The 15986-nt window shown below is 31.4% G+C and carries 13 protein-coding genes, 1 rRNA gene and 1 riboswitch; of the genes, 2 read left to right on the forward strand and 12 right to left on the reverse strand.

The genetic code is table 11. The features are described from left to right. Positions 1 to 52: 52 nt before the first annotated feature. Entirely contained in the window at positions 53 to 784 is a 732-nt protein-coding gene (locus KQI18_RS13665) for a YkgJ family cysteine cluster protein (protein WP_216468483.1), read from the reverse strand. A 168-nt stretch (positions 785 to 952) separates the two neighbouring features. Then, positions 953 to 1723 (reverse strand): EFR1 family ferrodoxin, encoded by a 771-nt coding sequence (locus tag KQI18_RS13670; RefSeq protein WP_216468484.1) that lies wholly within the window; start codon positions 1721 to 1723, stop codon positions 953 to 955. A gap of 198 nt (positions 1724 to 1921) precedes the next feature. Here KQI18_RS13670 and KQI18_RS13675 point away from each other — a divergent pair, with 198 nt between their 5' ends. Then, positions 1922 to 2173 carry a hypothetical protein gene (locus tag KQI18_RS13675; protein WP_216468485.1) on the forward strand — a complete coding sequence of 84 codons (252 nt, stop codon included), beginning with the start codon at positions 1922 to 1924 and terminating at the stop codon, positions 2171 to 2173. A 315-nt stretch (positions 2174 to 2488) separates the two neighbouring features. Here the strand turns inward: KQI18_RS13675 and adhE are convergent, their stop codons facing one another. After that, positions 2489 to 5167, reverse strand: a complete 2679-nt coding sequence (adhE, locus tag KQI18_RS13680; RefSeq protein WP_216468486.1) for a bifunctional acetaldehyde-CoA/alcohol dehydrogenase — start codon at positions 5165 to 5167, stop codon at positions 2489 to 2491. A gap of 788 nt (positions 5168 to 5955) precedes the next feature. Between adhE and KQI18_RS13685 the strand changes: the two genes are divergently transcribed. Then, complete coding sequence (locus tag KQI18_RS13685; RefSeq protein WP_216468487.1) at positions 5956 to 6855, forward strand: manganese-dependent inorganic pyrophosphatase; 900 nt, start codon at positions 5956 to 5958, stop codon at positions 6853 to 6855. Between the two features lie 295 nt (positions 6856 to 7150). Here the strand turns inward: KQI18_RS13685 and KQI18_RS13690 are convergent, their stop codons facing one another. From KQI18_RS13690 to rrf, 9 genes are all read right to left on the reverse strand, one after another. Further along, complete coding sequence (locus KQI18_RS13690; protein WP_216468488.1) at positions 7151 to 7675, reverse strand: peptidylprolyl isomerase; 525 nt, start codon at positions 7673 to 7675, stop codon at positions 7151 to 7153. A 50-nt stretch (positions 7676 to 7725) separates the two neighbouring features. Next, a complete protein-coding gene (locus KQI18_RS13695; RefSeq protein ID WP_216468489.1) occupies positions 7726 to 8493 on the reverse strand; it encodes a patatin-like phospholipase family protein in 768 nt (255 codons plus the stop codon). Between the two features lie 24 nt (positions 8494 to 8517). Then, positions 8518 to 9828: a M18 family aminopeptidase gene (locus KQI18_RS13700; protein WP_216468490.1), complete on the reverse strand. Its 1311-nt coding sequence runs from the start codon at positions 9826 to 9828 to the stop codon at positions 8518 to 8520. Positions 9829 to 9856: 28 nt separating this feature from the next. Further along, a complete protein-coding gene (locus KQI18_RS13705; RefSeq protein WP_216468491.1) occupies positions 9857 to 12121 on the reverse strand; it encodes an ATP-dependent helicase in 2265 nt (754 codons plus the stop codon). Between the two features lie 192 nt (positions 12122 to 12313). Beyond that, positions 12314 to 13150, reverse strand: coding sequence for an energy-coupling factor ABC transporter ATP-binding protein (locus tag KQI18_RS13710; protein WP_216468492.1), 837 nt, complete (start codon positions 13148 to 13150; stop codon positions 12314 to 12316). Further along, complete coding sequence (cbiQ, locus tag KQI18_RS13715) at positions 13143 to 13841, reverse strand: cobalt ECF transporter T component CbiQ (protein WP_216468493.1); 699 nt, start codon at positions 13839 to 13841, stop codon at positions 13143 to 13145. The genes KQI18_RS13710 and cbiQ overlap by 8 nt, the downstream gene beginning before the upstream one ends. 1 nt (position 13842) lies before the next feature. Beyond that, complete coding sequence (locus KQI18_RS13720) at positions 13843 to 14139, reverse strand: energy-coupling factor ABC transporter substrate-binding protein (RefSeq protein WP_216468494.1); 297 nt, start codon at positions 14137 to 14139, stop codon at positions 13843 to 13845. Next, positions 14129 to 14857, reverse strand: a complete 729-nt coding sequence (locus KQI18_RS13725; RefSeq protein ID WP_216468495.1) for an energy-coupling factor ABC transporter permease — start codon at positions 14855 to 14857, stop codon at positions 14129 to 14131. Before KQI18_RS13725 ends, KQI18_RS13720 begins: the two co-directional genes overlap by 11 nt. A gap of 151 nt (positions 14858 to 15008) precedes the next feature. After that, a riboswitch (cobalamin riboswitch) is annotated at positions 15009 to 15190 on the reverse strand. Positions 15191 to 15878: 688 nt separating this feature from the next. Then, positions 15879 to 15986 (reverse strand): 5S ribosomal RNA (gene rrf / locus KQI18_RS13730); the annotation flags it as partial.

A 15986-nucleotide genomic window follows, 5' to 3' on the forward strand; every position in this document is an offset into this window, starting at 1 on the left:
ACAAATCTTGTTTTATTGACTTATATAATCAAATCATTAATAAAAAATAATCTTATTTTTCAAATAATCTTTTTATTCTGTTGATAGTTCTAAACCTGATCCTATCATCTTTAGAAATTTTTATTTTAATATTATAAGCAATATCTATATCTATTAATGTTTCTATAAAATATTCCACTATTCCTCTGTCTTTAAATTCAATATTTAATATCCTATTTCTATATATTTCAGAGTCTAGGTTCATAGCTAAATCTGCAAATTCTAGTCTCTCTGACTTACTCATATAACTATCTTTAGGTTTAAAATCTTTACAATAATCTATTTTAAAATTTGTAACATCTTTATTTATTCTAAAACTGAAATTTGACTCTATTAAATTACTATACTCTACATTTCTATTTATCACATTAGCTAAATTGGCCTCGTAGTCTTCTTTTTTCCAGTGTCCGAATATCCTACAATTAAGTGGCCTAACTTCATATATAGAACACTTCATATCCTTTTCTCTAAAGGGACATGGTCTTTTCTCTGTATACTCGAGGAAGTAATATTCTATGATTTTCCCTATAGATCTTTTTCTAAGATGTTCTCTTGTATACAAATAATTATATATATTTAAAAATTCAATTAAATTTATCCCAACTGACTCCATACAACAATCACCGCATCCAGTACAGGTACCGATTGGAACATCGTTATATAGGTTATTAAGTTTTAAAAACATTTCATTCTTATTAGAGTAATCAATACCTGCTAAAATCTCTTCTGTTTTTATCCTAGACATTTAAATTAACTCCTTACTACGAGTTTATTTGCTTATTTACCTTAATAATTGTAGCACGTATCAAACAAATATTCTAGAGGAAATGTTGGTAATGATCTGTTTAACTTTAATATATAGTGATTTATTAATTCACTACATAAACACTGCTATAGCTGATAACACTCATTTTTATAGATAAAATAGTTCTGGTCTTTTATCCACTTTGGTTAGGTTTTCTTCTAGCATATTTACCTTCTGCTTAAAGCCATGTTCATCAATACCTCTAGCATGTTGTGGACATTGTTTTACACATGCAAAACACGCTATACATAGATCGCTATTTGTATCTTTATAATTCCCTTTGCTTATAGCTCTAACTGGACATATAGACTCGCAAAAACCACATTTGGTACAATCGTCACTTGCTATTGGTACAAAGGGCATTTTTTCTACTTTTTTATATGGATAATCTCCACTTACTTTTAAAACTTCTGTTAAATCTTTGGTTTGTTTTATTTTATCTACAAAATCGTTTAATACTTTATAGTCTTCTTCATTTGGTCTATTTGGTGCAATTATTTTTGAAAATGTATGTGGTCCTATAAAAGCACCTCCTGCTATACCGTGAAACCCTCTTTCCTCACAAATATTTTGAAGCTCTAGTAACGAATCTTCAAATTCACGATTACCATATGTAACAGTAAAAATTGCGGGAGTATTTTGACCTTGTACGTTCTCGAAAATATTACCATTTACCATAGGTAATCTACCATAGTATACTGGTGCACTAAAAACTACTAGTTCATCGTTTTTAAATCTGTGAGTTTCTCTTCTAGTATTGTAATCAGTTATATTTAATTCTTTATAATTTATATCGAAACGTTTTGCAATTTCACTTGCATACTTCTTAGAATTTCCTGTTGGGCTAAAATAAACTACTGTAACTTTCTTAAATTCCATGTTCCTACCTCCATAGTTATATGTATAGTTTTTATAATTTTATTTACTAAGACAATTATAACTCTATTGAAAATTGCTGTATCATTATTTTCAATTAAATTATAAAATATTAGCGTATAAACTATTTTAACGTTATAATATAACTATGGTCTATATGGATATAATATAATTAATATATAAAAATTAAAGGAGTTCAATATGGTAAGATACACAAAAGTTATTACGCTTATGGGAAGCTATTATACTAAAGATTTTCTAAAAGAAAAAAAGGATATTATTAAGGTAAGAGAGGTAAAAGAAGATACAGTAAGAAAATTCTTTTTACAAGGGGACTGTGAAGTTTTAGTTGTATTTGAAGACACTGGAAAACAAATTGTTATTGATGATTTTTCACCAGAAAGCGAAATAAAAAAATACTTAGGTACTTCTTTCATGAACAAAAAAAGATAGTAACCTTTTTTCATACTAGAAAAAAATAAGGGGGCCTTAATAGGCCCCTGTTTAAGTTATTTTTTATTATAAACTTATAATTTGCATTTGTCAATTGAATTTTCTGAATATTTTCAATAATATTTCAACAAATTTTTTAGCTTTATATCTTATATCATTAATCTTCGACGCAAAACAACTTTTAGTTTTTATTAAAATTAAGAAATTGTATTATTCAGTCAGAATTTTGTACAGAAAATTATATAAATAATAAATATATAATTCAAGGGGATCTTTACAGACCCCGCCTATTTAAAACAATTTTACTATTACTTCCTAATCTGCGAATGCCTTAACTTTTTCTTTACCATAGTAAACATTTAGATACACTTCTTTAAGCTCACTCATAAGTGGGTATCTAGGATTCGCACCTGTACATTGATCATCAAATGCTTGCTCTACCATTGGATCTAAATTTTCTAAGAATTTTTTTTCATCTATATTAAGTTCTTTTATAGTCTTTGGAAGACCAACTGTTTCTTTAAGGTCTTCTATAGCTTTTATTAAATTTTCTACTTTTTCTTGGTCATTAGTTCCACTTATTCCAGCAAATGAAGCAAACTCTGCGTATCTTTGTACACAGTTTGGATATTTGTATTGTGAAAATGCGCCCATCTTGTTTGGAGCTTCTGCACAGTTAAATTTGATAACTTCATTTATTAGTAATGCATTTGCCACACCATGTTGAACATGGTGGAATGCCCCTAGTTTATGCGCCATAGAGTGGCATATCCCCAAGAATGCATTTGCAAATGCTATCCCTGCCATTGTTGATGCCATAGCCATTTTCTCTCTAGCCTCCGGATCATTTTTGCCGTTTTTGTAAGCACGAGGTAAATACTCAAATATTATTTTAGCTGCCTGAAGCGCCATCCCATCAGCTGGCTCTGTTCTGAGCATAGACACATAAGCTTCTAAAGCATGAGTGAGAGCATCTACTCCAGATGCTGCTGTAAGTCTTGGAGGCATTTCCATCATTAAATCTGCATCAACGATAGCCATATTTGGCATTAATTCATAATCTGCAAGTGGATATTTTACCCCTGTCTGTTCATCAGTTATAACTGCGAATGGAGTTACTTCTGAACCTGTACCTGATGTTGTTGGGATTGCAACAAAGTATGCTTTTTCTCCCATTTTAGGGAACGTATACACTCTCTTCCTAATATCCATAAACCTCATAGCAAGATCTTGGAAATCAACATCTGGATGCTCGTATAGAACCCACATTATCTTAGCGGCGTCTATAGCACTTCCTCCACCAAGAGTTATTATTAAATCAGGTCCAAACTCTGCCATTGCCTTAGCTCCTTCTTTTGCACAAGAAAGCGTCGGATCTGGAGCGACGTCAAAGTATGTTGTATGTCTTATACCCATATCATCTAGTAAATCAGTAACACATTTTGTATAACCACTATTGTAAAGGAAAGAATCTGTTACGATAAATGCTTTCTTCTTACCTAAAACATCTTTAAATTCTTTAGCTGCGACACCTAAACTTCCTTTTTTGAAGTAAATTTTTTCTGGGGCTCTAAACCAAAGCATATTTTCTCTCCTCTCAGCTACAGTTTTTATATTAAGTAAGTGTTTAACCCCAACATTATCAGAAACTGAGTTTCCACCCCAAGATCCACAACCAAGAGTTAAAGATGGAGCCAACTTAAAGTTATATAAGTCCCCGATTCCACCTTGAGATGATGGTGTGTTTATTAATACTCTACAAGTTTTCATAGCTTTTATAAATTTTTCAACTCTTTCAGGTTGATTTACTGGATCTGCATATAGAGATGATGTATGACCTAATCCACCATCTTCTACAAGTTTTTCTGCTTTCTGAACTGAATCTTCAAAGCTCTTAGACTTATACATAGCAAGAACTGGTGAAAGTTTTTCGTGAGCAAAAGGTTCTTCAAGCTCAACAGACTCTACTTCACCGATTATTATTCTAGACTCTTTAGGTATTTTTACCCCAGCCATATCAGCTATTACATGTGCAGGCTGCCCAACTATTTTAGCGTTTAGTGCACCATTTATTATGATTACTTCCCCAACTTTTTGAGTTTCCTCTTTAGTCAAGAAATATGCACCACGATATTTAAATTCTTTTTTAACTTCTTCGTAGATTTTATCTGGAACTATTACAGACTGTTCAGATGCACATATCATTCCATTGTCAAATGATTTCGATACAAGAATTGAACTAACAGCCATTTTTATATCTGCACTTTCATCTATTATAGCTGGTACATTTCCAGGTCCAACCCCTACCGCCGGTTTTCCAGAAGAATAAGCTGATTTAACCATTCCTGGACCGCCTGTAGCTAATATAAGATCAACTTCACTCATAATTGCTGTCGTAATTTCTAATGATGGCTCATCTACCCATCCTATAAATCCTTTTGGAGCCCCTGCGTCGACTGCAGCATCATGTACTATTTTCGCAGCCTCTATAGTAGACTTTTTAGCTCTAGGATGTGGTGAGAATATTATTCCATTTCTAGTTTTCAAAGCTATTAGAGATTTGAAAATAGCAGTCGAAGTTGGATTTGTTGTAGGTATGACTGCTCCCAAAACTCCAACTGGCTCTGCTATTTTTGTAAATCCAAATGCATCATCTCTTTCAATTACGCCACATGTAACAGTGTCTTTATAAGCATTATAAACGTATTCTGAAGCAAAGTGATTTTTTATTACTTTGTCTTCTACAACACCCATTCCAGTCTCTTCATATGCCAACTTAGCAAGGTATATTCTATTTTGATTAGCTGCAGTTGATGCTGCTAAAAATATTTTGTCAATCTGCTCCTGGCTAAATGTTGCCAATTCTTGTTGTGCTTTTCTGATTTCATCAATTCTAATTTTTAAGCTATCAACACTATTTACCAAAACTGGACTAACTACTTTAACTGCTTCTGCCTTTGTCTCTGTTTCTACAACTTGTTCTTTACTTGCCATGAAAAATTCCTCCCAAAAGTTATTATATTTTTTGTATTGATGAGTCTTTCCGCCTTTGTTGTAAATAATTAATATCATGAAACTTTTTTTATGAGATTTGCATTTTGCAGTGATTCTTTATTGATTGTTATTTTTAATTCTGTAACATTATGAAAATAATTGATTTTTAAGACTGATTTCATTTGCTGAAAGTCAGCCTGCTAGGATTATTCGTTAATTTAATAACATCAAGAACTTTTTCTAAATAATAGTTCTCTTTATCCCAAACATTTTTGAATTACTAACTTTCAATTAGATAACCTAGGTTTTTTTTACATTTTAATTACTTATCACTTATTTCTAAGACTAATTTTATATACTAAAAATCGTCTTGTCAAGATAAATTTGTTAATTTAATAACATAGATTTATTTTTATTAACTCCACTTTGCTAATTATTAAATATTATAAAAAACAAATTTTCTTGATACGCCTAGGACAACTTTTACAACTATGAAATGTTTTTTGTATTACTTAAGACTAATTCTATTTATTCAATAGCATAATGTCAAGGTGAATTTTGTAAAATTTCCATTAGTTTTAATATTCACAATATTATTTTTTTTAACAAACTTAAAGACGTTATTTATAATTAAATTTGTTAGAATTTTTAAATCGACATAATACATACAATACATTTAAGTTCAATTTTAATTATTTATAATAGATATTATTTTTTCTACCAATATATACACCATTTTGATATAATAAACCTATTGAAAGATATATATATTTGAAAGGAGTAATAACATGGATATACTTGTTTTTGGACATAAAAACCCAGATACAGACTCAATATGCTCTTCAATATCGTTGACATATTTAAAAAACAAATTAGGATATAATGCTACTGCTTGCGCATTAGGAGAAATTAGAAAGGAAGCTCAATTTGCCCTTGACTACTTCAAAGTTAAGGCACCTAAAATTATAAATGGCGTCGAAGCTGATGATAATGTAGTTATAGTAGACCACAACGAATATGGACAAAGTGCAGATGGATTAGAAAAAGCAAATCTACTAGAGATAATAGACCATCATAAACTTGGAGGAATCGCCACTAGTCTACCTATCTCTGTAAGTATAATGACTGTAGGTTGTACTTGTACTATAATATACAATATGTATAAAGAAAACAACGTTGAAATCCCTTATAAGATAGCTGGACTTTTACTCTCTGCTATTTTATCAGATACTCTACTATTTAAATCTCCAACTACTACAGAACTTGATAAGATCGCAGGAGAAGAGTTAAGTAAAATAGCTAAAATCGATATGGAGAAATACGCTATGGATATGTTTAAAGCTGGAACTTCTCTAGATGGATTGAGTGTAGAAGAAATAGTAAATATGGACTTCAAAGAATTTGATATGAGTGGTAAAAAAGTCGGTATAGGCCAAGTATTTACAATGGATATAGATGCCGTATTTGCAAAAAAAGATGAATTTTTAGGATATATCAACTCAACAAATTATGACATGCTTGTTCTAGCGATTACGGACATAATAAAAGAAGGTTCTTATTTAATATATAAAGGCGAAGATAATGTAATATCTAACGCATTTGATGTTAATGCTAACCAAGGAGTATTCGCTGAAGGTGTTGTATCTAGAAAGAAACAGTTAGTTCCAAACTTGACAGATGCAATATAGATAGTACAAAGTTAATAAATAAAGCTATTTTAATACAAATACTTTTAATTAAAGCATATGATATTTTAAAATAATAAATAAAAAAAGTAACCGACTAACGGTTACTTTTTTTATTTATTATTTTAAAATTATTCCTTGACCAGCTTAGCTGGTGTTTCTAAGCTGGCCTCTTAAATATTCAATACTTGTATTATGTTTTTAGGATTTATCGTCTCACCATTATTGTAAACTAAATTTCCAAAAATGTAAATAGTACATTATGGTATATTATTACCAAAAGTATAATGAAATTATACTAGATTTTTTCTACTTCAGGATAATCAACACCAAAAGCCTCAACAGTTACCTTTTTCATAACTTGTGGAGTTTTTGGTCTGTCTGATCTATCTACACTAGTTGTAGCTATTTCATCAACTACGTCTATTCCTGATACTACTGCACCAAAACCTGCATACTGACCATCTAGATGAGGTGAATTCTTGTGCATTATAAAAAATTGAGATCCTCCAGAGTTTGGCATCATAGATCTGGCCATTGATATTACACCTCTATCGTGTTTTAAATTGTTAGTAAATCCATTGCCACTAAACTCACCTTTTATAGCATACCCAGGCCCACCAGTGCCATTCCCTTGTGGACAACCACCTTGTATCATAAATCCTTCTATAACTCTGTGGAATCCTATTCCATCGTAATATCCTTTATTGATTAGAGAAATAAAGTTGTTCACTGTATTTGGTGCTATGTGTGGATATAACTCTACCTCTATCTTCTTTCCATTCTCCATTTCTATAGTTACTATTGGGTTTTTATTTTCCATACTGTTTACCTCACCTTTTTTATAAGTTTTTTTTATGTAACATAAGATAATTATATATCAATAACATTGAACTTTGCTATATTTTTACCAATTTCATAACCTTCAACATATTTAGATTTACAGAATCCTTCCTCAAATCTAAATGTATCTCTTGGTCCAAATTCTACATTAGGCTTTGCTATCACTATATTTTCTTCACCAAATTCTTCTTTAAGTATATCAGGTATCACATAGTCATGCTTCATTGTTATTATAATAATTTTATCAACTTTTTCATCAATCATAGGTTGTAAAAGTCTATTATTCATTAAACCACCATCTAATTTATACCCATCATACATTCCTGAAACTACATTTTTAGTAAATTCTTCTCTAAAACCTTGCGTAGAATTTGGAGTATATGGATACAATGAGCTATATTTTACTCCTTCTAGACACTCTTTTTCAGACTTGTCCTCTAGATTTACTACTACTTCCTGCGGCTTTTGATTTTTTACTTCAACATAATTAACATAAAAATTGCAGTTTAATTTATTATCTTTGCAGTATAAACCTGCTAATCTGTTCATTAGTGGTGAGTTATCCACAGTATTATTGATTATTCTTACCTCATCACCTTTTCCAGCGGCAAAGTTTTTCCACATATCCTCAAGTTTTTGAATATTACCAGTGAATAAAAAATAACCATTTACAGCTCCAATTGATGTTCCTGTAATTGTATGAAAATCTCTGATTCCTCCATCATGAAGCCCTTTTATAACTCCTGCTTGATATGATCCTTTTGCTCCGCCACCTTCTAAACATAATCCTAACTTCACTGCTTCCACTCCCTTTCTGTAATATTATAATGAAAAAAGTGTTTTAAAAGTTTTGTACATATTAATATAGTCTTCAACACATCCTAACTCCCTGATAGAGTGCATTGCTAATATTGGGCAACCAACATCAACCGAAGGTATGTCTATATGTGTTGATGAAATAGGTCCAATTGTACTTCCACCTCTCTCATCAGACCTATTTACAAATTCTTGATATTTTACACCTGCAATTTGGCATATATTTTTGTATACAGATGTAGAATAAGCATCACTTGTATAAGCTTGATTTGCATTAATTTTTATTGTAGGTCCTCCACCCATTACTGGCCTATTTGTAGGATCGTGCTTGCCTCCCATATTTGGATGGACAGCATGAGCTAAATCTGCAGATATCATATATGATGAATAAATTGATTCAAAAAACTCTTCTCTATCTTTACCTAGTGATATACAAATTCTCTCTAATATATTTAGTAACATATTTGAATCTGCGCCTTGCTTAGTTGAACTTCCTACTTCTTCATTGTCAAATATAGATACAACATTTATACCTCTTCCTTCTGTAGCTTCAACAAGAGATTTAACACTCGTATAAGCCATCGACAAATTGTCCTGTCTCCCTATAGATATAAATTCATTGTTAGCACCCATAATACATCCTTTTTCAAATTCATATAAAAACAAATCAAAGTCTATAATATTAGCTTTATCTACATTTAATTCTTTAGAGATTTCGTTTATTATATAATTGTCCTTTTCTAGGGAATCATTTAAAATCCCTACTAATGGTAACATATCTATTTGCTTATTTAGTTTATAACCATCATTTACGCTTCTATTTAAATGAACTGCTAAATTAGGAATTATACACATTGGTCTCTTAAAATCTATTAATCTCTCAATTGGCTTTAAAATAGAATCTCCTCCACCTAATACTACCCTACCTGCTATACCAAGAGGTCTATCTAACCAAGTGCTGAGAATTGCACCTCCATAAGCTTCTGTATTCAATTTAAGGTACGTATTTTCAACCGACATTTCAGCATTTGGTTTAATCCTAAATGTAGGTGAATCAGAGTGAGAACCAATAATTTTAAAGCCACTTTCTTCTATATTTGTAGAATTAACAGTAAAAGCAACTATTGCTGATAAATTCTTAGTAACATAGTATTTGCCGCCTTTTTTTATACTCCATTTTTTATTTAGTTGAAGTTCATCAAAGCCACTTTCATCCAAAATGCTTTTAACGCTTGAAACAGCTTGAAAAGCAGTTGGACTATCGTATATAAAATCGATTATTTCACTTGCTAAATTATTTAAATTACCTCTATCCATATAAAACCACTCCTTTTAAAATTTATAACTATAAAATATCTAAAGTCGTGTATTCCTTATTTATTTTTTTGATACCTTGTTGATCAAAAGCTATAGTTAACTCTGATCCCATCATAGTAACCACAGTTCCTACTCCAAATTTAGGATGGTGAACTTTTGATCCGAGTTTTATATCGTCAATGTCTGTTTCTTTACTTGAATCCTTAACTGTTGCATTGACCTTACTCGCAACTGCAGTTCTATTTATATTGTTCATATATTTTTTAGTGTATTTATCCAACATATTATAACTAGCCTTAGAATAAGGTAGCTCTGTGCTAGTAGAGTATAGTTTTTCTATGCATTCATCAGGTAGTTCTTCCATAAATCTAGATGCCACTGATACATTTGTCTTACCATATAAAGTTCTCCTCTTAGTAAGAGTCATGAATAGTTCTTCTTTTGCCCTTGTTATTCCAACATAGCAAAGTCTTCTCTCTTCTTCTATGTCAGATTCATTCATAGATTTAATAGCTCTAGATATTGGGAATAGCCCCTCTTCCATACCAGTTAAAAACACTACCGGGAACTCTAACCCTTTAGATGTATGAATTGTCATAAGAGAAACTCTATCGTCGTCTTCTTCCTCAGACACTTCCGATGTAAGAGCCACACCAGTTAAGAATGTCTCTAGATTTTTCTCTTCAAAGTTTTCATCTGTGCTATTCTCAAATTCAAGTGCTATAGATATAAACTCCATAAGGTTATCTATTCTGTCCTGAGCCTCTTCACTCTTACCTGACATAGACTCAATATTCTTGTCTCTAAGTTCAATAAGCTCATCCATATAGCCTGTAGTATCTAGTACCTTTTCTATAAGTTTGCTCACTGGATAAGCCTCTTTTATAGTTCTTAGAGTTCCAATTATATCTATGAATCCACTTATTGATGCCTTCGCTTTAGTAGAGATATCTGAGTTCGTCTCTATATCAAGTAAAACAGAATATATACTCTCTTGCTTTAAACTAGCTCTATCTTCTATTTTCTCAATAGTTCTAAGTCCTATACCTCTCCTTGGAACATTTATTATCCTTTTTATAGATATATCGTCCTGTGGATTTTGAATTACCCTTAAATACGCTACTAAGTCCTTAATCTCTTTTCTCTCATAAAATTTAGTACCTCCATATATATTATATGGAATCTGGCTTCTGTTCAATGCGTCCTCAACTACCCTGGCTTGTGCATTAGCTCTATAGAGCACAGCAAACTCACTGTACTTTCTTCTTTCTTTTCTATAAATCTTAGCAATAGAATCTGCGATAAACTCGGCTTCATCGAGCTCACTATCTGAAAGATCAATCTTAATTAATTCTCCATCTTTTTTCTCGCTCCAAAGTTTCTTTCTTTTTCTTTCTATATTATTAGAGATTACTTTGTTGGCAGCGTCAAGGATTACCTGAGTCGATCTATAATTTTGCTCCAATTTTACAGTATGAACATCATCATAATCTTTTTCAAATTCAAGAATATTTTTTATATCTGCACCTCTCCAACCATATATACTTTGGTCATCGTCTCCAACCACACATATATTTTGGTGCTCTTTAGCTAATGCTTTAATTAACTCATACTGCGCCTTGCTTGTATCTTGATACTCATCTACCATTATGTACTTAAATCTACTTCTATAGTAATTAAGTACATCCTCATTAGTTCTAAATAGCTCTACTGTTTTTAATATGAGATCGTCAAAGTCTAAAGCACTATTTCTTTTTAAGCGATCTTGATATAATGCGTATATTTCTGCAACTTTAACCATCCTATTATCCGCCATGTTGGCATTTTTAAATTCTTTTGGTGACATTAGTTTATCTTTTGCACCTGAAATAACACTTATAACAGTTTTGGGATCAAAAACCTTATCACTCAAATTTAATTCCTTTAAGCAATCTTTAATAAGAGTAACTTGATCAGCGCTGTCGTATATAACAAAACTTCTATTATAGCCTATTTTATTTATATCTTTTCTAAGAATCCTTACACAGCATGAGTGGAAAGTACTGATCCACATATCCCTTGTATCCGTCTCTATATTTTGTTCTACCCTTTCCCTCATTTCATTTGCAGCTTTATTGGTAAAGGTTATTGCAAGTATATTAGGAGGTTGTACCCCTTTATCTTCAATAAGATATGCAATTCTACTCGTTAATACTTTGGTTTTACCAGATCCAGCACCAGCCAAGATCAAGACAGGTCCTTCTGTCTTCTCGACTGCTTCCCTTTGTGCAGGATTTAATGTATTTAAATTCATATTGTTCCTCCTAAATTAAAGTCATAAATATATTCTAATCCAAATTAAAGATTTCTTCAAACTCTATTGATAAATTAACAATTAAATTTAAACAAGAAATAGAAACAAAAAAGATTGCCTACATCTATTTAGACAATCTTTTATAATATATATTTTAGTACTATTATTTTGGTAAAGATATATTTTGACTTACTATCCCTTTATATCATCTGTATTTTCGTTTTGATTGCGACTGTTTTTGTAATATGAAAATAAATCTTCTTCACATTTAAACAGAGGCAAATTCATGTGTTTATGTACTTTAACTAACCATGGTAAATCTAAGTTTGATTCTAATATTTTTTTTTCATCTTCAAAAACTTCCGTAGATCCACCTTCAATAACTAAACTTCCCTTGTTTAATACATATATATAATCACATATATTGTATATCAAATTCATATCATGACTTGTTATTACTACTTTTACACGATTTTCTTTCATCCTATTGATAATATCAATAACAGCTTTTGTACTAGATGGATCAAGACCTGAAGTAGGTTCATCTAGCAGAACCACCCTGTTTTGCATAGCTATTATTGATGCTATTGCTATTCTCTTTTTTTGACCATAGCTTAAAAAATGAATAGGCTTTTCTATTAAATCTAAACATCTAACCTCTTCCAAAGATTTTTTTACTCTACTTTTTATCTCATCTTCGTCAATTCCTATGTTTCTTAAAGCGAAGGCAATGTCATCGTAAACTCTAGAATGAAATATTTGTTTTTCAGGATCTTGAAAAACTATACCTACATTTGTTCTAAGATTATATAGACTCTTTTTGTCGTATTTAATTACATCTTCATCAAATATAATTTCTCCAGATGACGGTTTTAAAATACCCATCATGTTCATAAATAGCGTTGATTTTCCTGATCCATTAGATCCAACTACACCTATAACATCCCCATTACCAAGATCCATATTAATATCTTGTAACGCATAATCAGACTTATCATATTTAAAGTTTAAGTTATTAATTTTATACATTCCTTACCTCTACTATGTGAAACTCACCATCATATAATTTCATATCTAGAGATACGCACATATCTTCATATCTCTGCATAAGTCTATTATACAGTAAATTTGCTAGAAGGCCCAACGATCTATATGAATTTTTTATATTAATATATCCAAATCTAAGTTCCTGAGATTTATAGATTTCTGTAAATTCCTCTAAAAATATAAAAATAAATCTATAAGTCAACATAGATAATTCTACAAATGTATTCGGCAAATGTATCTTTTTCATAATATAAATAAGTTGATTAAAAGGCGTTGTGAGCATACAAAAATACACACAAACTAGACAAGATATAGATCTAAATAATATATGTATAGAAGTATTGATTGATTCTGATGACACACCTATATACAAATTTAAAAATTCAACACTATGTAATAGATTTCCTTTACTCGTACTTATACTTACTAAAGTAACCAATATACTTAAAAATAAAAAGCCTAAAGGTATACATAAGAGTCTTAAATATTTTCTTAGCTCTATCTTAGCCAGAACAACTAAACTTAGACTCATAAATATAATAATTGATGCTAAAATATACACATTTTTTATAATAAGTGATAATAATAGAAAAAATGTACTGGCTAAAACTTTTTTATAGGGATCAACATCTCTCAATGCATTTGTATAAGCATACTTATCAATAACTAGCATACTAGTCTCTCTTTCTTCTTCCTAAATAATATCCAATAACTCCAGCCCCCAATGCAGCTTGAACCGAAAAAAGTAAACTCTCTATCTCGCCACTAGCTGGTTCATATATACTGCTAAACCAAGGTTCATAGTCTGGATTTATTTTTGTAATTAGATCTTCTGCCTCACCATCTGCTCCTCCAAACTCAGCTCCTGATTTTAATAATAAAGGAATTATTGCAATTAAAACCACTAACAAAAGCAATATTAAGTTAGTCTTCATTTTTGAATTATTTTTAGGATTAGATTTAGTGTCCATTTATCTCAACTCCTTGCATTTCATTATTTGATACAAGATTGTATATTATAACAGTTAGCAATCCTTCAGCTATTGCAATTGGTACTTGAGTAATAAAGAATACCCCTAAAAACTTAACAACTGAAGCCATCACGCCTCCAACTGGATCAGGGAATGCTAATCCTAACTGAAGAGACGTTACTGTATAAGTTGCTAAGTCACCTAATGCCGCAGCAAAAAATACGCATGTAGAACTCTTAAAATTTCTTTTTTTTAGAACCTTAAAAGTAACAAAAGACACTAATGGGCCAACAACAGCCATAGAAAAAGCATTGGCCCCTAAAGTTGTAATTCCTCCATGAGCCAATAATAAAGCCTGGAATAATAGAACTATAGTCCCCAATACAGCCATAACACTAGGCCCAAATAGTATGGCACCAAATCCGACACCAGTAGGATGTGAACAACTACCCGTTACTGAAGGAATTTTAAGTGCAGAAAGTACGAATACAAAAGCTCCACAAAGTGCTAACAATACCTTTTTCTTTGGCTGCTCCTTTATAACTTTATTTACAGATCTTAGCCCAACTACTAAAAATGGAATAAAAGCAACAGTCCAAAAAATGGACCAACCAACAGGTAAATAGCCTTCCATTATATGCATTGCATTAGACGGCAATGGATTAAGAATAACCAGCATTACCGCGGTAAGTACAGATAATTTTAAATAACGTTTCATAAATACCACCCCTTATTATAATTTTATTTAAATAAATCTCCGAAAAGAATTGATACATAAAAAAGCCCAACGTGAGTTGGGCTTCTGATATCGAAAATATACGAAAAATTTTATGTATAATATTTCAAAGAAACGTTCTCCCTCCCCGAAGAAATCCTTTAATATTGCAGGCAGGTCTCCTGACTTAGTCTCAATCTCAACTTCCGCCTTCCCATAATGGAATCATTACAGTGGCAAATAAAAGTCTCGTCAACATCACAGTAGCGGGGGCTGTAAAGGAATTTAACCTTTTTCCCTATTAATCTAAAAAGAACCAGCAATATCTAGTATTAAGTTTTAATAGTTCAGTCTATATATCTTAATCATATTGTACACTTTTTCAGAATAAAATTCCACCTAATAATATAATTCTTTTTCTTTTATATCTTTAATCATTTCTATATATAGCCTTAGCATAAGAAGCTTTTCGATTTTTACTTTATATTCTAATGAGGGTTAATGATCGCATTTCGGATGGATATGAGGGCGATGTTAGTGGTTGTAGTTGTCTGGCGCGGTTCAATAGCCAGCCCACAAGAAGAAGTAATTTCGTCGTCATTTACTTAGGTTTTGACTTTGACTTTTTTCATAGTGTAGCTTTAGCATAAAAAGCTTTTAGATTTTAGTTCTTAACCAAATGAAGGGTTAATGATTGCATTTAGAATGGATATGATGACGATGTTTGTGATTGTAGTTGTCTGGCGCGGTTCGATAGCCAGCCTACATGAACTAATCTCTTTATATTAATTGAAGTTTTGATCTTCCCAAAAACACAGCTTTAGTGTAAAAAGTCTTTAGGTTTTGGGGTTTAATCTAATGAAGGGTTAATGATTGTATTTAGAATGGATATGAGGACGATGTTAGTGATTGTAGTTGTCTGGCGCGGTCTCTTAGCCAGCCTACATGAACTAATTTCGTCATCATATACGTTCAAAATTCAATCATTAACCCCTCCACATAAAAACAAAAAATAAAAAAGATTACGCGGCTACGTCCTACTCTCCCAGGCAGTTTCCCACCAAGTACCATCAGCGCAAGAGAGCTTAACTTCTGTGTTCGGAATGGGAACAGGTGTATCCTCTCTGCTATT

Origin of the sequence: Metaclostridioides mangenotii (genome assembly GCF_018917235.1) — a bacterium.
Lineage (GTDB): Bacteria > Bacillota > Clostridia > Peptostreptococcales > Peptostreptococcaceae > Metaclostridioides.